This is a genomic window from Vogesella urethralis (genome assembly GCF_007644045.2).
In the GTDB taxonomy this organism is placed as follows: domain Bacteria; phylum Pseudomonadota; class Gammaproteobacteria; order Burkholderiales; family Chromobacteriaceae; genus Vogesella; species Vogesella urethralis.
Genome location: NZ_VMDW02000042.1, coordinates 34,464 through 54,222, shown reverse-complemented (window position 1 = coordinate 54,222; position 19,759 = coordinate 34,464). Strand labels below are relative to the sequence as shown.

19 protein-coding genes and 1 tRNA gene are annotated in these 19,759 nt (G+C 61.7%); 3 read left to right on the top strand and 17 right to left on the bottom strand.

The features are described from left to right. Nucleotides 1–530: 530 nt before the first annotated feature. The 11 genes from FLQ03_RS01630 to gmk form a co-directional block, all read right to left on the bottom strand. Nucleotides 531–746 carry an integrase core domain-containing protein gene (locus FLQ03_RS01630; protein ID WP_240802175.1) on the bottom strand — a complete coding sequence of 72 codons (216 nt, stop codon included), beginning with the start codon at nt 744–746 and terminating at the stop codon, nt 531–533. 303 nt (nt 747–1,049) lie between these two features. Then, nucleotides 1,050–1,128 (bottom strand) — tRNA-Ile (locus FLQ03_RS01625). 31 nt (nt 1,129–1,159) lie between these two features. Next, nucleotides 1,160–3,088 (bottom strand): RNA polymerase sigma factor RpoD, encoded by a 1,929-nt coding sequence (rpoD, locus tag FLQ03_RS01620; protein ID WP_144373734.1) that lies wholly within the window; start codon nt 3,086–3,088, stop codon nt 1,160–1,162. 73 nt (nt 3,089–3,161) lie between these two features. Further along, nucleotides 3,162–4,940 carry a DNA primase gene (gene dnaG, locus FLQ03_RS01615; protein WP_144373733.1) on the bottom strand — a complete coding sequence of 593 codons (1,779 nt, stop codon included), beginning with the start codon at nt 4,938–4,940 and terminating at the stop codon, nt 3,162–3,164. A gap of 9 nt (nt 4,941–4,949) precedes the next feature. Beyond that, nucleotides 4,950–5,396: a GatB/YqeY domain-containing protein gene (locus tag FLQ03_RS01610; protein WP_144373732.1), complete on the bottom strand. Its 447-nt coding sequence runs from the start codon at nt 5,394–5,396 to the stop codon at nt 4,950–4,952. A gap of 112 nt (nt 5,397–5,508) precedes the next feature. Continuing rightward, on the bottom strand, nt 5,509–5,721 hold the full coding sequence (rpsU, locus tag FLQ03_RS01605) for a 30S ribosomal protein S21 (protein ID WP_144373731.1): 213 nt from the start codon (nt 5,719–5,721) through the stop codon (nt 5,509–5,511). A gap of 126 nt (nt 5,722–5,847) precedes the next feature. Then, complete coding sequence (locus FLQ03_RS01600; protein WP_144373730.1) at nt 5,848–6,642, bottom strand: thiazole synthase; 795 nt, start codon at nt 6,640–6,642, stop codon at nt 5,848–5,850. Between the two features lie 19 nt (nt 6,643–6,661). Then, on the bottom strand, nt 6,662–6,868 hold the full coding sequence (gene thiS / locus FLQ03_RS01595; RefSeq protein ID WP_144373729.1) for a sulfur carrier protein ThiS: 207 nt from the start codon (nt 6,866–6,868) through the stop codon (nt 6,662–6,664). A 4-nt stretch (nt 6,869–6,872) separates the two neighbouring features. Beyond that, nucleotides 6,873–9,026 carry a RelA/SpoT family protein gene (locus FLQ03_RS01590; protein WP_144373728.1) on the bottom strand — a complete coding sequence of 718 codons (2,154 nt, stop codon included), beginning with the start codon at nt 9,024–9,026 and terminating at the stop codon, nt 6,873–6,875. A gap of 8 nt (nt 9,027–9,034) precedes the next feature. Next, entirely contained in the window at nt 9,035–9,241 is a 207-nt protein-coding gene (rpoZ, locus tag FLQ03_RS01585) for a DNA-directed RNA polymerase subunit omega (RefSeq protein ID WP_144373727.1), read from the bottom strand. Between the two features lie 64 nt (nt 9,242–9,305). Beyond that, nucleotides 9,306–9,932 (bottom strand): guanylate kinase, encoded by a 627-nt coding sequence (gmk, locus tag FLQ03_RS01580; protein ID WP_144373726.1) that lies wholly within the window; start codon nt 9,930–9,932, stop codon nt 9,306–9,308. 172 nt (nt 9,933–10,104) lie between these two features. On the opposite strand from gmk, the gene FLQ03_RS01575 reads away from it, so the two are divergent. Then, nucleotides 10,105–11,397 (top strand): NCS2 family permease, encoded by a 1,293-nt coding sequence (locus FLQ03_RS01575; RefSeq protein ID WP_144373725.1) that lies wholly within the window; start codon nt 10,105–10,107, stop codon nt 11,395–11,397. 10 nt (nt 11,398–11,407) lie between these two features. Continuing rightward, nucleotides 11,408–11,965 (top strand): adenine phosphoribosyltransferase, encoded by a 558-nt coding sequence (locus FLQ03_RS01570; protein WP_144373724.1) that lies wholly within the window; start codon nt 11,408–11,410, stop codon nt 11,963–11,965. 156 nt (nt 11,966–12,121) lie between these two features. On the opposite strand, the gene FLQ03_RS01565 is transcribed toward FLQ03_RS01570, so the two are convergent. From FLQ03_RS01565 to FLQ03_RS01540, 6 genes are all read right to left on the bottom strand, one after another. Next, a complete protein-coding gene (locus tag FLQ03_RS01565; RefSeq protein ID WP_144373723.1) occupies nt 12,122–14,101 on the bottom strand; it encodes a methyl-accepting chemotaxis protein in 1,980 nt (659 codons plus the stop codon). A 252-nt stretch (nt 14,102–14,353) separates the two neighbouring features. After that, on the bottom strand, nt 14,354–15,610 hold the full coding sequence (murA, locus tag FLQ03_RS01560; protein WP_144373722.1) for a UDP-N-acetylglucosamine 1-carboxyvinyltransferase: 1,257 nt from the start codon (nt 15,608–15,610) through the stop codon (nt 14,354–14,356). 10 nt (nt 15,611–15,620) lie between these two features. Further along, nucleotides 15,621–15,866: a BolA family protein gene (locus FLQ03_RS01555; protein ID WP_144373721.1), complete on the bottom strand. Its 246-nt coding sequence runs from the start codon at nt 15,864–15,866 to the stop codon at nt 15,621–15,623. Between the two features lie 39 nt (nt 15,867–15,905). After that, nucleotides 15,906–16,661: an ABC transporter permease gene (locus FLQ03_RS01550; RefSeq protein WP_144373720.1), complete on the bottom strand. Its 756-nt coding sequence runs from the start codon at nt 16,659–16,661 to the stop codon at nt 15,906–15,908. Continuing rightward, a complete protein-coding gene (locus tag FLQ03_RS01545) occupies nt 16,661–17,563 on the bottom strand; it encodes an ABC transporter ATP-binding protein (protein WP_144373719.1) in 903 nt (300 codons plus the stop codon). Before FLQ03_RS01545 ends, FLQ03_RS01550 begins: the two co-directional genes overlap by 1 nt. Nucleotides 17,564–17,609: 46 nt before the next feature. Next, the gene (locus FLQ03_RS01540) at nt 17,610–18,257 is read right to left on the bottom strand and encodes a TetR family transcriptional regulator (RefSeq protein ID WP_144373718.1); all 648 of its coding nucleotides are present in this window, start codon (nt 18,255–18,257) and stop codon (nt 17,610–17,612) included. A 317-nt stretch (nt 18,258–18,574) separates the two neighbouring features. Here FLQ03_RS01540 and FLQ03_RS01535 point away from each other — a divergent pair, with 317 nt between their 5' ends. Next, nucleotides 18,575–19,744 carry an efflux RND transporter periplasmic adaptor subunit gene (locus FLQ03_RS01535; RefSeq protein WP_144373717.1) on the top strand — a complete coding sequence of 390 codons (1,170 nt, stop codon included), beginning with the start codon at nt 18,575–18,577 and terminating at the stop codon, nt 19,742–19,744. Nucleotides 19,745–19,759 lie beyond the last annotated feature (15 nt).

The window sequence follows — 19,759 nt, the reverse complement described above, 5'->3', positions numbered from 1 at the left end:
GGCTGTCACCGGTAGAGTACGAGAAGCAGTATTTCCAACGGCTCAAGAGTGTCTAGAGAAGCTGGGGCGATTCACAATGTAGGATCCTCCCCAAGAGCAGGGCTTTGGTATCGGCATGACGCCGAAAAGTGATTGATGGAAATGTCCTACTCCAGAAGCCTGGTGTGGAAACTGCCAGCAATCCCACCTGCCGGGGCCAGCGCTGCTGCAAGAGGTAGTTACGGCTTCCGCCACTGCCGTAACGATCTCAAACATCGTGGCCCTCAGCCGCATGCCTGCTTGCATGGTTTCATTTGCATCTAAATGCGTTTCTGTATGCATCACGCTTGATATGCTTCTGCTTTGTTGACTGGCTTTGTTCACGACGTATGGTGGGGTCCAAGCAGTTTTTGATGTATTTTACAAAGCATCATCTGCGTTCTTGCTACTCAGTAGCTACAACGCAGCTGTGCCGTATCACAGAAGTTTTGTGCCGATCAGGTTCGTGACTGATGCGCTCTTGCTAGCTCATGAATGCCCCAGTCCTAATCCTAGCGTCGGTCGTTGTAGAACCCGATCCAGTCTGCAATCACCCGGCTAGCGTGCGCCAGGCGTTCAAAGTGGTGCCGATGTGCGCACTGCTCTTTCAATGTGCGGATCACCTGCTCCACCATGCCGTTCTGCTCCGGCGTGTACGGCGTGATGAACTCTTGCTGAAGGCCGTAGCTTTTCACCAGCGCGGTGTAGCTGCGGCTGGTAAATACCAAGCCGTTGTCGCTGCGCAGCAGGAAGCGTTGCGGTACCCGGCCCAGGCAGCCAAGGTGGTTGATCAGCGCGTGTTCCAGCGCCGACTTGGTCGTTTTGGACTTGCCAGCACCGCAGCTCGAGGGGGCCGCCGTTGATCACAAGCGCCAAGTGGCACCAGCCATTCTTTCTGGCCCTGATGAGGTACAGGTCATTCAGGGGGCAGGGCGTCGATATAAAGGATAGCCAACCCCTACAATAGCCCTACAAGTTTATTGCGCAAAGAAAAAGGACTTGCAGCATATGCTGCAAGTCCTTGTTTTCTTTGGTGGGCCCCCCGGGAGTCGAACCCGGCACCAACGGATTATGAGTCCGCTGCTCTAACCAGGCATGAGCTAGAGGCCCTAGAGGGCGTCAATTATAGCAAATAAATGCTTTATTGGTTACCCGGTTCGTTATCGAGGAAGCTGCGCAGGCGCTCGGAACGGGTGGGGTGGCGCAGCTTGCGCAGCGCTTTGGCCTCGATCTGACGGATACGCTCGCGGGTAACGTCGAACTGCTTGCCCACTTCTTCCAGCGTGTGGTCGGTGTTCATGTCGATACCGAAACGCATGCGCAGGACCTTGGCTTCGCGCGGGGTTAGCGAGTCCAGTACTTCTTTGGTGGCGTCGCGCAGGCTGGCGTACATGGCGGCTTCGGCCGGGGCTACGGTTACCGAGTCTTCGATGAAGTCGCCCAGGTGGCTGTCGTCGTCGTCGCCGATCGGGGTTTCCATCGAGATGGGCTCTTTGGAAATCTTCATGATCTTGCGGATCTTGTCTTCCGGCATCTCCATCTTTTCGGCCAGTTCGGCCGGGTCCGGCTCGCGGCCGGTTTCCTGCAGGATCTGGCGGCTGATGCGATTCATCTTGTTGATGGTTTCGATCATGTGCACCGGAATACGGATGGTGCGCGCCTGGTCCGCGATGGAGCGGGTGATGGCTTGACGGATCCACCACGTGGCGTAGGTGGAGAACTTGTAGCCGCGACGGTATTCGAACTTGTCCACCGCCTTCATCAGGCCGATGTTGCCTTCCTGGATCAGGTCGAGGAACTGCAGGCCGCGGTTGGTGTATTTTTTGGCAATGGAGATCACCAGACGCAGGTTGGCCTCGATCATCTCGCGCTTGGCCAGACGGGCTTTGGTTTCACCCGACGACATCTGGCGGTTGATCTCTTTCAGATCGTTGATGCTCAGCATGGACTTCTGCTGCATGTCGGCGATCTTGGTCTGCTTCTCGATGATGGCGTACTTGAAGCGGCCCAGCACGTCGGACCAGTCTTTGCCGCTGGCGATTTCGCCTTCTACCCAGGCCAGGTTGCACTCGTTGCCCGGGAAGTTTTTCACGAAGTACTGGCGTTCCATGCGCACGCGGGTAACGCAGATGTCCAGGATTTCGCGCTCCAGCTTGCGGATGCCGTTCACGCTGGCGCGCAGGCTTTCACACAGGCTTTCGATCTGGCGGGTGGAGAAGCGCACGCCCATGAACAGCTCGGTGATGGCGGCCTGGGCTTCGTTGTACTGCTTGCTGCCAAAGCCGTGCTTTTCCAGCGCGGCCAACAGGGCGGTGTATTGCTCGCGTACCTGGGCGAAGTGCGCCAGCGCTTCCTGCTTCAGCTCTTCGAGGTTGGCTTCGCTGACGGCGGCTTCGTCGACAGCTTCGTCTTCTTCGTCTTCGTCTTCTTCTTCGTCCAGCTCGGTGTCTTCTACCACCGGCTCGGCAAATTCCACGGCGGCTTCGGCGGTGTCGGCTTCGGGGTCGATCATGCCGTCGATCACTTCGTCGATGCGCAGTTCGCCGGCTTCTACCTTGTCGATCAGGGCCAGTACCTCTGCCACGGAACCCGGGCAGGCGGACAGCGCCTGGATCATGAACTTCAGGCCTTCCTCGATGCGCTTGGCGATGACGATCTCGCCTTCACGGGTCAGCAGCTCTACCGAACCCATTTCGCGCATGTACATGCGCACCGGGTCGGTGGTGCGGCCGAACTCGGAGTCCACGCTGGAGAGGGCGGCTTCGGCTTCTTCCACTGCGTCTTCGTCGGCCACGGCAGGGGTGGCGTCGGACATCAGCAGGGTTTCGGCATCGGGTGCCTCATCGTACACCTGGATGCCCAGGCCACCGATCATGGTGACGATGTTTTCGATCTGTTCGGCGTCGGAGACGTCTTCGGGCAGGTGGTCGTTAATCTCTGCATACGTGAGATAGCCACGTTCCTTGCCCAGAGCAATCAGCTGGCGCAGGCGTTTCCGCTGCTCTTCCAGGCTCATTGGCTCGGTTGCCGGTTCGTTGTTCTGTTTCTTGGTGTCGGGAGATGCCGCCATTTGGTTTCCTGCTCGAAAAAAGCCGAAAAAAACAATTGATTATATCACAGCTACGTGTAACTAACCGAGCTCGCTACCCTGAGGTTGGCCGCATGCGGCGGGTGAGCAGGGTGCGCAGGAGCTGTAGCTCTTCTGCAGTGAGGTGCTCGTACCCCTTGCTGGAGAGGGTGGAGACCAGTTCGTCGTCGTAGCGGTCCATGAGTTTGTCACACCCTAGAATGAAGTTTTTTTTCGCCAAGTCGGTAGCACTGAAAAACTCTTCTGTTCTAAGTTGTGAGTCTTGCAAAACAGAGTCGATGACGTGCTCATGCTCTGTATGTCGAAAACATTCTGAAAGAACGGCAATATTCGGAAGCTGCTCATTAGCCTGGATATATTCGATGATAGCTACCAAAGTGGCCATTTCGCCTTCGTATTGCTGGTTCTCACGTATCTGGACTGTTAGTGCCCAGTCAGGATTCATCAATACATCACGAATCTGCTTGCGCACCATCGGCGTGCTGGCCGGGCGGCTGGAGTCACGCGGCAGGCGGTACTCGCGGCGGCCTTTGCGTTCCGGGCGCGCTTGGCCGGTGAGCATGTCGATCTCGTCGACGTCCATCTGCGTCAGCTCGGCCAGCCGTTTCTTGATGATATAGCCCAACATGGGGGCGGCTATCTGGTCCAGCAAGGGTTTGGCTTGCTTGATCAGTTCGGCGCGGCCTTCCGGGCTGGACAAATCGACGCTGGCGGTCAGCTCGCGGGTGAAGTAGGCCGACAGCGGAATGCTCTGCTCGCGCAGTGCGGCTTCGAATGCGTCGCGGCCGAACTCGCGGATGTAGCTGTCCGGGTCGTGCTCTTGCGGCAGGAACAGGAAGTGCAGCGCCTTGCCGTCCACCAGCTGCGGCAGGCTGTTTTCCAGCGCGCGCCAGGCGGCCTTGCGGCCAGCCTTGTCGCCGTCGAAGCAGAAGTACACCTGGTCGGCGTGGCGCAGCAGCTTGCGGACGTGTTCGCCGGTGGTGGCGGTGCCCAGCGTGGCCACCGCGTATTCCACGCCGTATTGCGCCAGCGCCACCACGTCCATATAGCCTTCCACCACCAGCACGCAGCCGGCGTTGCGGATGGCCTGGCGCGCTTCGTACAGGCCGTACAGCTCGCGGCCCTTTTCGAACAGCGGGGTTTCCGGCGAGTTCAGGTATTTGGGTTCGCCCTTGCCGATGACGCGGCCACCAAAGCCGATGATGGCGCCGCGCTGGTTGCGGATGGGGAACATCACGCGGTCGCGGAAGCGGTCGTAGCGGCGGCCGCTGTCTTCGGCTTCGATCACCAGGCCGGATTCCAGCAGCGCCGGGCTTTGGTAGTCGCTGACCACGCTGGCCAGGTTCTGCCATTCGCCGGGGGCGTAGCCCAGGCCGAAACGGGCGGCAATCTCGCCGGTCAGGCCGCGGCCTTTCAGGTAGCCGATGGCGTTGACGGCGCTTTTGAGCTGCTGCTTGTAGTAGGTGGCGGCCTGGGTGAGGGCGCCTTCCAGCGACAGCTGCTTTTCACGCGCGGCGCGGCTGGCTTCGGGGTTGGCGGCACGCTCTTCGGGCACTTGCATGCCCAGGCCTTCGGCCAGGTTCTTTACCGCTTCGACAAAGTTCAGGCCCTGGTATTCCATGACAAAGCCGATGGCCGAGCCATGCGCGCCGCAGCCGAAGCAGTGGTAGAACTGCTTGCTGGGGCTGACCGTGAACGACGGGGATTTTTCTTTGTGGAACGGGCAGCAGGCCATGTAGTTCTGGCCTGCCTTTTTCAGCGGGACGTACCTGTCCACCACGTCGACGATGTCGACGCGGGACAGTAGCTGGTCGATGAAATCCTGCGGGATCATCCGGCTGGGTTAGCCGGCCAGTTTGGCCTTGATGCGGGCGGATACCGCGCCCATGTCGGCTCGGCCGGCCATGTGCGGCTTCAGCAGCGCCATCACTTTGCCCATGTCCTGCATGCCGGCAGCGCCGCTGGCGGCGATGGCGCCGTCAATCATCACGTCGATTTCTTCGGCGGTAAGCTGTTGCGGCAGGTAGGCGGTCAGCACGGCCATTTCGGCCTTTTCCTTGTCGGCCAGGTCCTGGCGGTTGGCGGCTTCGTACTGGGTGATGGAGTCGCGGCGCTGTTTCAGCATCTTGTCCACCACGGCGGTGATGCCGGCATCGTCCAGCTCTACGCGCTCGTCCACTTCCTTCTGCTTGATGGCGGCCATCAGCAGGCGGATAGCGGCCAGGCGTTCGGTTTCGCGCGCTTTCATGGCGCTTTTCATGTCTTCGGAGATGCGGGCTTTCAGGCTCATGATGGTGTCCAGGCTGGAAAGAGTGGGGTTGGCCGCAGCGGCTGCTGCAGCCAGCGCATAAATGGCAAAACCGCAGGCCAGGCCTGCGGTCTTGTGTGTGCTACCGGAAAGCTTAGTACAGCTTCGGCGGCAGCATCTGGCTGCGGATGCGCTTGTAGTGGCGCTTCACGGCAGCAGCTTTTTTGCGCTTACGTTCTGCGGTCGGCTTCTCGTAGAATTCGCGTGCACGCAGTTCGGTCAGCAGACCGGTCTTTTCGATAGCGCGCTTGAAGCGACGCATGGCTACTTCGAACGGCTCGTTTTCTTTAACGCGGATAGTCGGCATTTAGCTGAGGTCCTTGATTCTTTGGCTTGGGGCGTTTCCGCCCCGAGAAAAATGAGTATTCTAAACAACGTTGTAGCTTTTGTAAAAGCCAGATGCGTGGCAACGGGTATTTGTGTGCACTGCGCATCACCCTGAACGGGAAGAAATCACCCCCTCACGTGGCGAACTCGGTGTCGCCGAATAAAAGCGTTTAGGCATACGCCCGGCCAGGTACGCTTCGCGACCGGCCTGGACGCCCAGTTTCATGGCCAGTGCCATCCGCACAGGATCTTGTGCGGCAGCAATGGCGGTATTCATCAGTACCCCGTCGCAACCCAGCTCCATGCCGATGGTGGCGTCCGAGGCGGTGCCCACGCCGGCATCTACCAGCACGGGTACGTTCGATTGCTCGATGATGAGCTGCAGGTTCCACGGGTTCAGGATGCCCATGCCGGAGCCGATCAGGCTGGCCAGCGGCATGATGGCGCAGCAGCCGATCTGTTCCAGCTCTTTCGCCACGATGGGGTCATCCGAGGTGTAGACCATCACGTCAAAGCCTTCCTTCACCAGGGTTTCGGCGGCTTTGAGTGTGTCGCGTACATTGGGGTACAAGGTATGCGGGTCACCCAGCACTTCCAGCTTGACCAGACGGTGGTCGTCCAGCAGCTCGCGCGCGAGGCGCAGGGTGCGCACGGCGTCGTCTGCGGTGTAGCAGCCTGCCGTGTTGGGCAGCAGTGTATACCGGTTTTTCGGCAAAAAGTCCAGCAGATTCGGCTCGTTGGGGTTCTGTCCCAGGTTCACGCGGCGAATGGCCACGGTGACAATCTCGCAGCCGGAGGCGTCCAGCGCGTCGGCGGTTTGCTGGAAGTCGCGGTACTTGCCGGTGCCAACCAGCAGGCGGGATTGGTAGGATTTTCCGGCGATGATCAGTGGGTCTTGCACGCTTGGTCCCTTGCTTAAGTTAGCCGCCGCCCACGGCGACGACGATTTCCAGCTCGTCACCCTCTGCAAGCGGGGTGTTGGCGTGCTGGCTACGCGGTACGATTTCGCCGTTGCGCTCGATGGCGATGCGCTTGCCGGTGAGGCCCAGTTCGGTTACCAGCGCGGCGAGGGTGATGATGGCGGCGTCGAGGCGGCGCTCTTCGCCGTTGATGCGGATGCTTGGCATGCTGCTAGCGTCTTTCTGCGCGCTGGACGACTTCCACTTGCTGTACCTGTGCCAGCACCTTTTCCAGATGCTGCAGGTTGTCTACCTGCAGGCGGAAATGGATGTGGATGTAGCCGTCCTGGCTATGGTTGTCCTGGGTGTCCACGGTCTCGATATTGGCCGAGGCGTGCGAGATGGCGGCGGCGATGTCGGCCAGCGCGCCGCGCTGGTTGAACGCCAGAATGCTGATGTTCACGCCGAACATGCGGTCTTTTTGGGCTTCCCAGCGTACTTCCAGCAGCTTGTCGGTTTCGACGCGCTGCACGTTGTGGCAGCTGCTGCGGTGGATCAGCAGGCCCTGGTCTTTCTTGGCGATGCCGACGATCTGATCGCCCGGGATCGGGTTGCAACAGTTGGACAGGTGGATGGCTGCGCCTTCGTTGCCGCGAATGGCAATCGGGCCCAGCGCCGCCTGCTGTGCCTGCTGGCCGGACAGCTCCAGCAGCTTGCGCGCCACCACGGCGGCCAACTGCTTGCCGGTGCCGATATCGGCCAGGATGTCGCTGAAGCGGCGGTTGCGTTCGCCCAGCCGCGTCAGCAGCGCTTCTTCCAGCTCGGGCGTGATTTCCGGCTCGAACGCCGACAGCGCGCTGGCGGCCTGGCGCAGCAGTTTCTGCCCCAGCTGGATGGCGTCTTGCGTTTGCAGCGACTTCAGGTAATTGCGGATGCCGGAGCGGGCACGGCCGCTCTGCACGAAGTTCAGCCACGACGGGTTCGGTTTGGTCTGCGTGGAGGTGATGATGTCCACGGTGTCGCCGTTGCGCAGCACGGTGCGCAGCGGCACCAGGTTGTGGTTGACGCGGGCCGCTATACAGCGGTGGCCCACGTCGGTGTGTACCGCGTAGGCAAAGTCCACCGGGGTGGCGCCATGCGGCAGCACGATGATCTTGCCCTTGGGCGTGAACACGTACACCTCGTCCGGGAACAGGTCGATCTTGATGTGTTCCAGGAATTCCACCGCGTCGTCGCTTTCCGCTTGCATGTCCAGCAGGCTCTGCAGCCACTGGTGGGTGCGCTGCTTGGCGGCATCGATGCTGGCGTGGCCGGACTTGTACATCCAGTGCGAGGCAATGCCGGCTTCGGCCACCGCGTTCATTTCGCGGGTGCGGATCTGCATTTCCACCGGCGTGCCGTAGGGGCCGAACAGGGTGGTGTGCAGGCTCTGGTAGCCGTTGCCCTTGGGGATGGCGATGTAGTCCTTGAACTTGCCGGGAATGGGCTTGTACAGGCTGTGCAGCGCGCCCAGCGCCAGGTAACAGCTGGGGTTGTCCTTGACGATGACGCGGAAGCCGTAGATGTCCAGTACTTCGGAGAAAGACAGGCTTTTCTCCTGCATCTTCTTGTAGATGCTGTACAGGTTTTTCTCGCGCCCCTTGATGGTGGCCTCGATATTGGATTCCACCAGCCGCTGGCTGACCGCTTTCAGGATCTTGTCCACTACCTCACGGCGGTTGCCGCGTGCGGCGCGTACCGCCTTGGACAGCACGTGGTAGCGGTGCGGGTGCAGGTGCATGAACGCCAGATCCTGCAGCTCGCGGTAGACCTTGTTCAGGCCGATGCGGTTGGCGATCGGGGCGTAGATTTCCAGCGTTTCGCGGGCGATGCGTTGGCGTTTGTCTTCGCGCATGGCGTCCAGCGTGCGCATATTGTGCAGCCGGTCGGCCAGCTTGACGATGATGACGCGAATGTCGCGCGCCATCGCCAGCACCATCTTGCGGAAGTTTTCCGCCTGTGCGGTTTCCTTGGTCTGGTATTCCAGCTTTTCCAGCTTGGACAGGCCATCCACTAGGTCGGCAATGGTGCGTCCGAACTGGTCGGTGAGCGTGGGCTTGGTGACGCCGGTGTCTTCCAGCACGTCGTGCATCAGCGCCGCTGCCAGGCCTTGGGCGTCCAGCCGCCATTCGGTGAGGATGCCGGCCACTGCCAGCGGGTGCGTGATGTACGGCTCGCCGCTCTTGCGGGTCTGGCCTTCGTGCGCGTCGCGCGCGGTGACGAAGGCCTGGCGCAGCAGCTGGATGTCCTCGGCTTTCAGGTAGCGTGACGCAGCTTCGAATAACGCCTCGGCCTCGGCGTCAACGAGGGCGTTGTAGTCGATGGGGGAGGCGTTCTCTGGCGTCATCGTGGCGATCAGCCCTTGTGGCGGGTCAGGATTTCGCGGCCAACGTGGCCACCGGCGATTTCGCGCAGGGCAACGACGGTCGGCTTGTTGCGGCCTTGCTCCACGAAGGTAGTGGCGCCGGATGCCACCTGGCGGGCGCGGTAGGCGGCTGCCAGGGTTAGGTCGAAGCGGTTGTGGATGCGGTCCAGGCAGTCGTCAACAGTGATACGGGCCATGATTTGAGTCTCTCACGAAAGGGTGAAGCAAAAAGATAAGGGATTGCGCGTTCCGGATAAAGCCCTAGCGCGGCGTTTGCATGCCGGCGATGGCGTCGGCGTGGCGCTGCAGCTGGCGGGCAGCTTGCAGGCGCTGGCTGCGGATCACGCTGATCAGGTCCAGGCGGGCCTGTTCGAAGTCGTCGTTGACGATCAGGTAGTCGTACTCGGCTACCTGGTCGATCTCCATGCGTGCCTCGGACAGGCGGCGCTGGATGACGTCTTCGCTGTCGGTGGCGCGGCCACGCAGGCGGGCCTCCAGCACCGGCAGCGACGGCGGCAGGATGAACACGGCCACGGCGTCGCCGAAGACCTTGCGCACCTGGCGCGCACCTTGCCAGTCGATTTCCAGCAGGATGTCGCGGCCTGCGGCCAACCTTTCGCGCAGCCAGCGTGCGCTGGTGCCGTAGTAGTTGCCGTAAACCTCGGCGTATTCCAGGAAGTCGCCGGCGGCAATCATGCCTTCAAAGGCAGCACGGTCGACAAAGTGGTAGCTCTTGCCGTCTACCTCACCCTCACGCGGGGCGCGGGTGGTGTACGACACCGACAGCTCTACCCCGGGTTCGGCCTGCAGCAGGGCGGCTACCAGCGAGGTTTTGCCGGCGCCGGAAGGGGCAACCACGATGAAAATCGAGCCTTGGGCTGGCGTCATGTAAGCGCTTCCTAACGAACTTGAGCAATATTTCAGGATACCACAAGGCCGGGTCGCGGTTAAGCCGGGTGCCCCCTCGATAAACTGCAGCGCAACAAACGCATGTTTCAGGTTAAAATCGCGCGTTTTTCAAACAGTTACGTCTAAAAAGACGAGGGGAGGGCATGTCATCATGCTAGAAAGCTTCTTCAAGCTGAAAGAACACGGCACAGACGTCAAGACCGAAGTCATTGCCGGCTTTACCACGTTCTTGACGATGGCTTACATCGTCATCGTCAACCCGGCCATCCTGTCGATTACCGGCATGGATTTCAACGCCGTGTTCGTCGCAACCTGCCTGGCCGCCGCGCTGGGTACCGCCATCATGGCGCTGGTGGCCAACTACCCGATCGCGCTGGCACCGGGCATGGGCCTGAACGCCTACTTCACCTTTACCGTGGTGAAAGGCATGGGCGTGCCGTGGGAAGCTGCGCTGGGTGCCGTGTTCATCTCCGGCATCGTGTTCCTGGCTGTTAGCTTGTTCAAGGTGCGTGAAGCCATCGTCAACGCCATTCCGCAGTCGCTGAAGTTTGCCATTTCGGCCGGCGTCGGTCTGTTCCTGGCCATCATCGCGCTGAAAAACGCCGGTGTGGTGGTGGACCACCCGGCTACGCTGGTGACCATGGGCGACCTGCACGACCCGAAAGTGCTGCTGGCTATCCTGGGCTTCTTCATCATCGTGGCGCTGGAGTACCGCAAGGTGCACGGCTCCATCATTATCGGCGTGCTGGCCGTCACCGCGCTGTCCATCATCTTTGGCCTGTCCAAGTTTGAAGGCATCTTCGCGCCGGTGCCGAGCATGGAACCGACCTTCATGAAGATGGACCTGGAAGGCGCCATGACCGCTGGCCTGCTGGGCGTGATCTTCGTGTTCTTCTTTGTTGACCTGTTCGACACCACCGGCACCCTGGTAGGCGTATCGCACCGTGCCGGCCTGCTGGACAAAGACGGCAAGCTGCCGCGTCTGAAGCGCGCGCTGATGGCCGACTCGGTCGCCATTACCGCCGGCGCCGCCATGGGCACCTCGTCCACCACGGCTTACATTGAATCCGCTGCCGGCACCGCCGTGGGTGGCCGTACCGGCCTGACTGCGCTGGTGGTGGCCATCCTGTTCCTGGCTTGCCTGTGGATTTCGCCGCTGGCCAAGACCGTACCGGCTTACGCTACCGCCCCGGCGCTGTGCTACGTGGCCGTGCTGATGACCCGCGGCCTGGCTGAAATCAACTGGGACGACCTGACCGAGTCCGCGCCGGCGGTGATGACGGCGGTGGCCATGCCGTTCACCTTCTCCATTGCTGACGGCATCGCCTTCGGCTTTATCAGCTACGCCGTGATCAAGATCCTGGCTGGCCGCTTTGCCGACCTGAAACCGGCGGTACTGGTGATTGCCGGCCTGTGGATCGTGAAGCTGGCGTTCTTCCACTAAGGCAATACGCATGGAAAACCTGAGCAACCTCGACTACTCGCGCTACCTGAAGGGCTGGATCCGCACCGTGCCGAACTGGCCGAGCGAAGGCGTGATGTTCCGCGACATCACCCCGCTGCTACAGAACCCCAAGACCTTCCGTATGCTGATCGACATCTTCGTGCACCGCTATATGGGCGAGAAGATCGACATGGTGGCCGGTCTGGATGCCCGCGGCTTCATCATCGGCTCGGTGCTGGCCTACGAGCTGAACGTGGGTTTCGTGCCCATCCGCAAGAAGGGCAAACTGCCGTTCACTACGGTAGCCGAGGAGTACGAGCTGGAGTACGGCAACGCCACGGTGGAAATGCACACCGACGCGGTGAAGCCGGGGGACCGCGTGGTGCTGATCGACGATCTGATCGCCACTGGCGGTACCATGATGGCCGGTTACAAGCTGCTGCAGCGCCTGGGCGCCGAGGTGGTGGAAACCGCCGGCATCATCGAGCTGCCCGAGCTGGGCGGCGGCGACCTGATGCGTGGCCTGGATATTCCGCTGTTTACCGTGTGCTCGTTCGACGGCCATTAGGCCCGTCATATCGCTGATGACAACCCTGCCCGCGCAAGCCGGCAGGGTTTTTTGTTACCTGGCGCCGGCGCTGGCGGCCAACGTGGGCGGTGGGTGCGCGCAATGAAAAGCCCTGCCACTTGGGCAGGGCGTTCCGTGCCGGCATCTTGGCCAGGCTTACAGCTTGAAGCGCGCCAGCAGCGTTTGCAGTTCGCCGGCCAGTCGTTGCAGGTCGCCCACCGCGCCGTTGGCGTGGTGCAGCGAGGCGTCGGTGTCGGCGGTCATGCCGTGGATGGCATCGATGTGGCGGGCAATGTCGCGACTGGCGGTGGACTGCTCGGCGGTGGCGCTGGCGATATGCCCCACCGTCGCCAGCACGCCCAGGTTGTGCTCGCGGATCTGGCTGATCGAGCTGGCGGCGCGCTCGGCCAGCATCACGCCGTTTTCTACCTGGTGGATGGCTTCGTCCATGCTGCCGGCGGCGCCGGCGGTAGCTTCCTGCACCTCGCGGATGCTGCCGGCAATTTCCACCGTGGCCGACGCGGTGCGCTCGGCCAGCTTGCGTACTTCGTCGGCCACTACAGCAAAACCGCGCCCGGCCTCGCCGGCACGGGCGGCCTCGATGGCCGCATTCAGGGCCAGCAGATTGGTTTGTTCGGCAATGTCCTTGATCACCTGCACGATGCTGCTGATCTGTTCCGAGCGGCTTTCCAGCCCGTCCAGTACGCCATCGATACGACGAATGGTGTCAGCAATGCGGCCGATTTCACTGGCGGTGCTGTGTACGCTGTGTGCCACTTGTTCGGCTTCGTCGCCGGCGCTGCGGGCCGCCTGTTCGGCCTGGCTGGCGGCGTCGGCAATGCGGCTGATGCTGCCCGACAGCTGTGCGACTGCGCTGGCGGTGCTGGTGGCGGCTTGCGCCTGCTGGCTGGAATGCTGGCTGATGTCGGTGGTTTCGGTCGCCAGCGCGGCCACCGCTTGGTTCACCTGGCCGGTACGTTCGCGCACTTCCAGCAGCATCTGCCGCAGCGACTGGCTGAAACGGTTGAAGGCGGTGGCCGAGGCGCCGATTTCGTCACGGCCGTGGATAGGCAGCTGGCGGGTAAGGTCGCCATCGCCACCGGAAAGCTCGGCCAGCGCGTGTTGCAGGCGTGACAGCGGCGAGATCAGCTTGCCTAGCAACAGGCCCAGTGCCAGCAGAATGACCGCCAGCGCAGCCAGGCTCAGGCCGGCGGTTTTCCAGCTGGCCGCGCGCGTCTCGGCAAACGCGCTAGCCAGTGGAATGGCGATGCGTACCGCCCAGGGCTGGGCGTTGCGGCCAACCTGTACCGGCTGCAGCAGGTTCAGCGTGCCGTCGCGGGTGTACTCGTAGGCTTTGCCGGCCTTGATGGCGGCCAGGGTGTCGGCGTCGAGGCCCGGGTCGCGCTTGCCGACCAGCTTGGCGTCCGCCGTACCCAGCACCATGCCGCTGTTGGAATAAATGCTCATGTAGCCGTCGCCATAGGGCCGTACTTGTGCCGCGAGTGTTTGCAGCTTGCCCAACCCCAGGTCGATACCGGCGACGCCGGCAAAGCGGCCATCCAGCAGAATGGGGTGCGATAGCGTGGCCATCATCACCTTGATGTCGCGGTCTTCGTACGGCTCGGTCATCACGCTTTCCCTGCTGCGCTTGGGGTCGGCGTAGTAGGCGTCACCGTCCACGTCTTCTGCGCCCCAGACGGCGTCTTCCTTGCCATCCTTGCGGTACCAGTACACACCGGCACGGCCTTGGGCGTCGTTTTCCGGTTTGCCGGCCAGTTCGGCGTCACGGCCATCCAGTGCATTGGGTTCCCACAGCGTGAAGATGCCAACTGCATCCGGGTGCTGTGCCAGAAGCTGCCGGGTTTGCTGGCTGGCGACGCGCCGCAGGTCGCTGGCACCGCTGCCCGGCAGCGATTGCATGGCTATGGCCAGCGTTTCGGCGGCCGTGGCGCTACGCTCCAGCAGGATGCGCAGACGTTTGGCTTCGTCTTCGGCTTGCAGGCGGGCTTGTTGCACAACATGGTTTTCGGCTTGTTGCAGGCTGAGCCAGCTATTGAGGCCAATGATGGCGGCAAAGCCGACAAAAACCAGCAAGCCGGCACCGATCAGCAGTTTGCTCTTGATACTGTGTGGCATGGTGCATCCTTGTTTAATATTTTTTACATTATCAATAAGACGCGGGCTGACTGGCAATGTTTATCAATTTTATTGGCATTTAAATTGCATAAAAAGCCTGTTTTGTGATTTTTATGCCTGTTTATACTTGTTTTTAGCTGTGATGTTTAAAAAAGAAAGGTGAGTGTGTGGGTGGGCAAGGTGATGCGGGCAACAAAAAACCCTGCTTGGCAGCAAGCAGGGTTGTGAGGCGGAGCAGCGTTTGCTGCGTGCTTAGTTGACGCGCGTAATGTTGGCGCCCACTGCGTTCAGTTTGTCCTCGATGTGCTCGTAGCCGCGGTCCAGATGGTAGATGCGATCGACGGTGGTTTCGCCTTCGGCCACCAGGCCGGCCAGCACCAGGCTGGCGGAGGCGCGCAGGTCGGTGGCCATCACGGTGGCACCGGACAGCTTTTCCACGCCTTTGACGATGGCAGTGTTGCCTTCCACTTCAATGTTGGCGCCCATGCGGTTCAGTTCCGGCACGTGCATGAAACGGTTTTCGAAGATGGTTTCGGTCATCACGGCAGCGCCGTCGGCGATGGCGTTCAGCGTCATCATCTGGGCTTGCATGTCGGTGGGGAAGGCCGGGTGCGGCAGCGTGCGTACGTTGACAGCTTTCGGGCGGCGCTTCATGTCCAGCGAGATCCAGTCGTCACCGCATTCGATCACGGCGCCGGTTTCGGCCAGCTTGTCCAGGATCACGTCCATCGCACGCGGCGCAGCGTTACGCAGCACCAGGTGGCCGCGGGTCATGGCGGCGGCCACCAGGAAGGTGCCGGCTTCGATACGGTCCGGCATGATGGCGTGCTGGGCGCCGTGCAGGCGTTCCACGCCTTCGATCACCATGCGGTCGGTGCCGATGCCCTGGATGTTGGCACCCATCGCCACCAGGCAGTGGGCCAGGTCGACTACTTCCGGTTCACGAGCGGCGTTTTCCAGGATGGTGGTGCCTTCGGCCAGTGCCGCGGCCATCATCAGGTTTTCGGTACCGCCGACGGTCACCATGTCCATCACGATGTGCGCGCCGCGCAGGCGCTTGGCGCGCGCCTTGACGTAGCCGTGCTCGATGGAGATTTCGGCACCCATCGCCACCAGGCCCTTGATGTGCTGGTCCACCGGACGGCTGCCGATGGCGCAACCACCCGGCAGCGACACGGTGGCTTCGCCGTAGCGGGCCAGCATCGGGCCCAGCACCAGAATGGACGCGCGCATGGTTTTCACCAGCTCGTACGGTGCCACCAGGGTATCCAGCTGGGCGGCGGTGATTTCGACTTCGTGCACGTTGTCGGTCATCACGCGTACGCCCATGCCTTGCAGCAGCTTCTGCGTGGTGGCCACGTCGCGCAGCATCGGCACGTTGGTCAGCTTGAGGGTGTCGGCGGTCAGCAGACCGGCGCACAAAATGGGCAGGGCGGCGTTCTTGGCGCCGGAAACGCGGATTTCGCCGTTGAGCGGGCCGGTGCCGCCCTGAATGACCAGTTTTTCCATGGTGTTGTTTTTAGCCTTGTTGCTGTGCCCATTCTTCCGGGCTGAGGGTCTTCATCGACAGTGCGTGGATCTCGGCACGCATGCGGTCACCCAGGGCCTTGTAGACCAGCTGGTGGCGCTGCACGCGGTTGCGGCCGGAAAACTCGGCGCTCACGATCACGGCTTCGAAGTGGGTGCCATCGTCGCCCAGTACCTGGATGTGTTCACAGGGCAGGGACGCGGTGATGACGTTCTGGATGTAGTCTGCACTAACCATGGGGAATCCTGTAGGAATGCTTTAATGAAACGTAGCGTCTTACTGACGCAATTTGTAGCCACTGGCGATCAAATGCAAGGACCAGCCAGCCAGAAGCGCAAAACTGCCGGCCACCACCGCCAGCGACAGCCACGGCGAGACATCACCCTGGCCGAAGAAGCCGTAACGGAAACCGTCGATCATGTAGAACACCGGGTTCAGGTGGGACACGGTTTTCCACAGCGGTGGCAGGCTGTTAATGGAATAGAACACGCCCGACAGGAAAGTCAGCGGCATGATCAGAAAGTTCTGGAAGGCGGCCAACTGGTCGAATTTATCAGCCCAGATGCCTGCCACAATGCCCAGTGTACCCAGAACGCCACAGCCGAACACGGCAAAGACCAGCACCCATAGCGGGTGCGCCGGTAGCGGCAGGCCGAACCAGCTGGTGACCGCCAGCACGCCGGCGCCCACTACCACGCCCCGCACCACGGCGGCCAGCAGGTAGGCGGCAAAGAATTCCAGCGCCGTCAGCGGTGGCAGCAGCAGGAACACGATGTTGCCGGTGATCTTGCTCTGGATCAGGCTGGACGAGCTGTTGGCAAAGGCGTTCTGTGCCATCGACATCATCGCCAGCCCCGGAATGAGGAACGCGGTATAGCTGACGCCGGGGTAGGCTTCCACGTGCTGCGACAGGACGTGCGAAAAAATCAGCTGGTACAGCAGGGCGGTCAGTACTGGTGCCATCACGGTCTGGAAGGCTACCTTCCAGAAGCGCAGGATCTCTTTCTTGAACAGCGTCATGAAACCGTGCATCAGGCGCGCCCTCCATGCATCATTTTCACGAACACCTGCTCCAGATCGGTTTCCTGGACCGACAGCTCGCGCACTTCGACTGCGGCCAACCTCAGCTCGCGCAACACGTCTTCCAGGCGGGTGATGTCGGCCAGTTGCAGCACGTGGCGGCCGTCGGCTTCGCGGATTTTCAGTGCCTGCAGGCTGGCAGGCAGCGCGCCGGCCAGCTTCAGCGAGATTTCGCGGCTGGCGCTATGGGCCAGCAGCTTGTCTTTGTTCTCCAGCGCCAGCAGCTTGCCTTTTTTCATCATGGCGATGCGGCTGCACAGGGTTTCGGCTTCTTCCAGATAGTGGGTGGTCAGCACGATGGTATGGCCGGCGTTGTTCAGCTCCTGCACGAAGGCCCACAGGCTCTGGCGCAGTTCCACGTCCACGCCGGCGGTAGGTTCGTCCAGCACGATCACCGGCGGGCGGTGGACCAGCGCCTGCGCCACCATCACGCGGCGCTTCATGCCGCCGGACAGCGCGCGCATATTGGTGCCTGCCTTGTCGGTGAGGCCCAGCTTGTGCAGCAGTTCGTCGATCCAGGCGTCGTTGCGGCGGATACCGAAATAGCCGGACTGGAACACCAGGGCTTCGCGGACGCTGAAAAAGGGGTCGAATACCAGTTCCTGCGGCACCACGCCCAGCGTCATGCGGGCGCTGCGGGCGTCGCGGACGGTGTCGTGGCCCATGATGCGGATGTGGCCGCTATCGGGGCGCGACAAACCGGCCATGGCCGAAATCAGGGTGGTCTTGCCGGCACCGTTGGGGCCGAGCAGGGCGAAGAACTCGCCTTGTTCTACGGTAAAGCTGATGTCATCCAGTGCCTGCAAGCTGCCAAAGCGCTTGCTGACAGACTCGATGCTGATCGCGTGGGTCATGAACGGAGCGTGTGGATAAAAGCGGAAAGCGCGGAGTATACGCCAATCAGGCGGCGGGTGCAGCGTCCTGTAGCCAGCATTCGTCACGGAAAATCCCGACAAAATAAGGGCTTAACATGGCAGATAGATGGCGGTGGATGGTGTCGTTATCAATGGCGATCATCCAGCTGTGGCACAGGCCACCGTACAGCGAGTGCAGGCCGATGGCGGCGAGGGCGGGAACAATCCCCGGCCGCAGTAGTCCCTGACTGCCGGCTTCTTCCAGCACCCTTGTCAGTTGGGCTTCTTTTTCCTGGGTCCAGCTCAGTTGCTCCAGCAGCAGCGGCGCCATCTCGCCGACTTGCTCGCAACCGATGTGGTGGATGGCGCAGATGCGGCGCATGCGCTGGTCGTGGTATAGCAGGTCGAACATGGCGTGCACATGGCGCCACAGCCGGGCTGCCGGGTTGTAGTGCTGGTCGAGCAGAATGCCGTTGATGATTTCCAGCGCCGGCATGATGCGGTCGCACAGCGCGTTGAACAGGTCCAGCTTGTTGGCAAAGTGCCAGTAGATGGCGCCACGCGTCAGCCCCGCCGCTGCCGCAATGTCGGTCAGCGAGGTGGCGGCCACGCCTTGCTCCCAGAACACCTTTTCAGCGGTGTCCAGCAGCAACTGGCGGGTTTGTTCAGCTTCTTCGCGGGTTTTTCTGGCCATGTCGATAAAAGGGGTTTCAAAGCGCGCGTAAGGATAGCGGCAGACGCCACATCCTGCAGCACTGTTTGTTTACATACATACGTGAATGTATGTATTATCGCACCAAAATCCGCTACATGCCGTTGCAATTTGTGTGCAGTTTCTGTTGTCGGGGTCTCCAGCCACCCTGCGCATGGCACTTGCATCTGCAGGCCAGCGGCTACACTGAAGCCAGAACATCGCCACGGCATGGCTTTCGTTCCGGCCATGCCAGCACGCATCCCAATCCGAAAAACCGGCCTGACAGCAGGCATCATTTCCTTATCAAGGAGTCTTCCGTGATACCCACCAAACCTTCTATTGCCGTATTGCTGCCCCTGGCCGTACTGCTTGCCGCTTGCGGCAAGGGTGGCGCCGACCAGGCTGCCGGCCACGGCGGCCAGATGCCGCCGATGCCGGTGTCGGTGCAGACCATGAAAGCGGCCGACGTGCCGCTGATTACCGAATACGTGGCGCAGACCAGCGGCTCGCGCGAAGTGGAAGTGCGTGCCCGTGTGTCCGGCATCCTGCAAAAGCGTGCCTACACCGAAGGCAGCAGCGTGAAAGCCGGCGACTTGCTGTTCCAGATCGACGCCGCGCCGTACCAGGCAGCCGTCGATCAGGCTGCCGCCGCGCTGAAGCTGCAGGAAGCCAGCCTGATTCGTGCCCAGCAAGACCACGATCGCGTGATTCCGCTGTTCAAGGAAAACGCCGTCAGCCAGAAAGACCGTGACGACGCAGTAGCGGCGCTGGCCAGCGCCAAGGCCTCGGTGGCGGCGGCGCGTGCCGCGCTGAAGAGTGCGCAGATCAACCTGGACTACACCCGCGTAACCGCGCCGATCGGCGGCGTAACCAGCGCCGAAGTGCGTTCCGAAGGCAGCCTGGTGCAAACCGGCGACGGCAGCCTGCTGACCCGCATCTCGCAGCTGGACCCGATCTACGTCAAGTTCTCGCTGTCCGACAACGACGTGCTGCGCGCGCAGAAGTTGGCCGCCGAAGGCAAGCTGCGCCTGCCGGCGGGTAACCGCTACACCGTCAGCGTCAAGCTGCCTGATGGCACCCAGTACGGCCGCGAAGGCGTGATTGACTACGCCGACCGCGTGGTGGACCCGGCTACCGGTACCGCCGCCGCCCGTGCCACCTTTGCCAACCCGCAAGGGCAGCTGCGCCCGGGCCAGTTCGTGCGCGTGCAACTGAAAGGCGCCACCCGTCTGGGCGCGCTGGTGGTGCCGCAACAGGCGGTACTGTCCAGCCAGCAAGGCAAGATGGTGTGGGTAGTCGGCCAGGATGGCACCGCCCAGCCGCGTCCGCTGCAGCTGGGTGAGGCTACGCCTGCCGGCTTCATCGTGGAAAACGGTCTGAAACCGGGCGATCAGGTGATCGTGGACAACCTGATCAAGCTGCGTCCGGGTGCCAAGGTGGTACCGCAGGCGGCCAAGCCGGCAGCATCCGCGCCGGCCAACGGCTAAGCCAGGGGGAAACAC

Excerpts from the sequence above, each read along its gene's own strand:
- FLQ03_RS01610 (WP_144373732.1), bottom strand. The coding sequence starts at position 5,396 with ATGAGCCTGAAAGCCCGCATCTCCGAAGACATGAAAAGCGCCATGAAA.
- gmk (WP_144373726.1), bottom strand. The coding sequence starts at position 9,932 with ATGACGCCAGCCCAAGGCTCGATTTTCATCGTGGTTGCCCCTTCCGGC.
- murA (WP_144373722.1), bottom strand. The coding sequence starts at position 15,610 with ATGGAAAAACTGGTCATTCAGGGCGGCACCGGCCCGCTCAACGGCGAA.
- FLQ03_RS01540 (WP_144373718.1), bottom strand. The coding sequence starts at position 18,257 with ATGGCCAGAAAAACCCGCGAAGAAGCTGAACAAACCCGCCAGTTGCTG.
- FLQ03_RS01550 (WP_144373720.1), bottom strand. The coding sequence starts at position 16,661 with ATGCACGGTTTCATGACGCTGTTCAAGAAAGAGATCCTGCGCTTCTGG.
- thiS (WP_144373729.1), bottom strand. The coding sequence starts at position 6,868 with ATGCCAAGCATCCGCATCAACGGCGAAGAGCGCCGCCTCGACGCCGCC.
- rpoZ (WP_144373727.1), bottom strand. The coding sequence starts at position 9,241 with ATGGCCCGTATCACTGTTGACGACTGCCTGGACCGCATCCACAACCGC.
- rpsU (WP_144373731.1), bottom strand. The coding sequence starts at position 5,721 with ATGCCGACTATCCGCGTTAAAGAAAACGAGCCGTTCGAAGTAGCCATG.
- FLQ03_RS01545 (WP_144373719.1), bottom strand. The coding sequence starts at position 17,563 with ATGACCCACGCGATCAGCATCGAGTCTGTCAGCAAGCGCTTTGGCAGC.
- FLQ03_RS01570 (WP_144373724.1), top strand. The coding sequence starts at position 11,408 with ATGGAAAACCTGAGCAACCTCGACTACTCGCGCTACCTGAAGGGCTGG.
- FLQ03_RS01565 (WP_144373723.1), bottom strand. The coding sequence starts at position 14,101 with ATGCCACACAGTATCAAGAGCAAACTGCTGATCGGTGCCGGCTTGCTG.
- FLQ03_RS01555 (WP_144373721.1), bottom strand. The coding sequence starts at position 15,866 with ATGGTTAGTGCAGACTACATCCAGAACGTCATCACCGCGTCCCTGCCC.
- dnaG (WP_144373733.1), bottom strand. The coding sequence starts at position 4,940 with ATGATCCCGCAGGATTTCATCGACCAGCTACTGTCCCGCGTCGACATC.
- FLQ03_RS01575 (WP_144373725.1), top strand. The coding sequence starts at position 10,105 with ATGCTAGAAAGCTTCTTCAAGCTGAAAGAACACGGCACAGACGTCAAG.
- FLQ03_RS01590 (WP_144373728.1), bottom strand. The coding sequence starts at position 9,026 with ATGACGCCAGAGAACGCCTCCCCCATCGACTACAACGCCCTCGTTGAC.
- rpoD (WP_144373734.1), bottom strand. The coding sequence starts at position 3,088 with ATGGCGGCATCTCCCGACACCAAGAAACAGAACAACGAACCGGCAACC.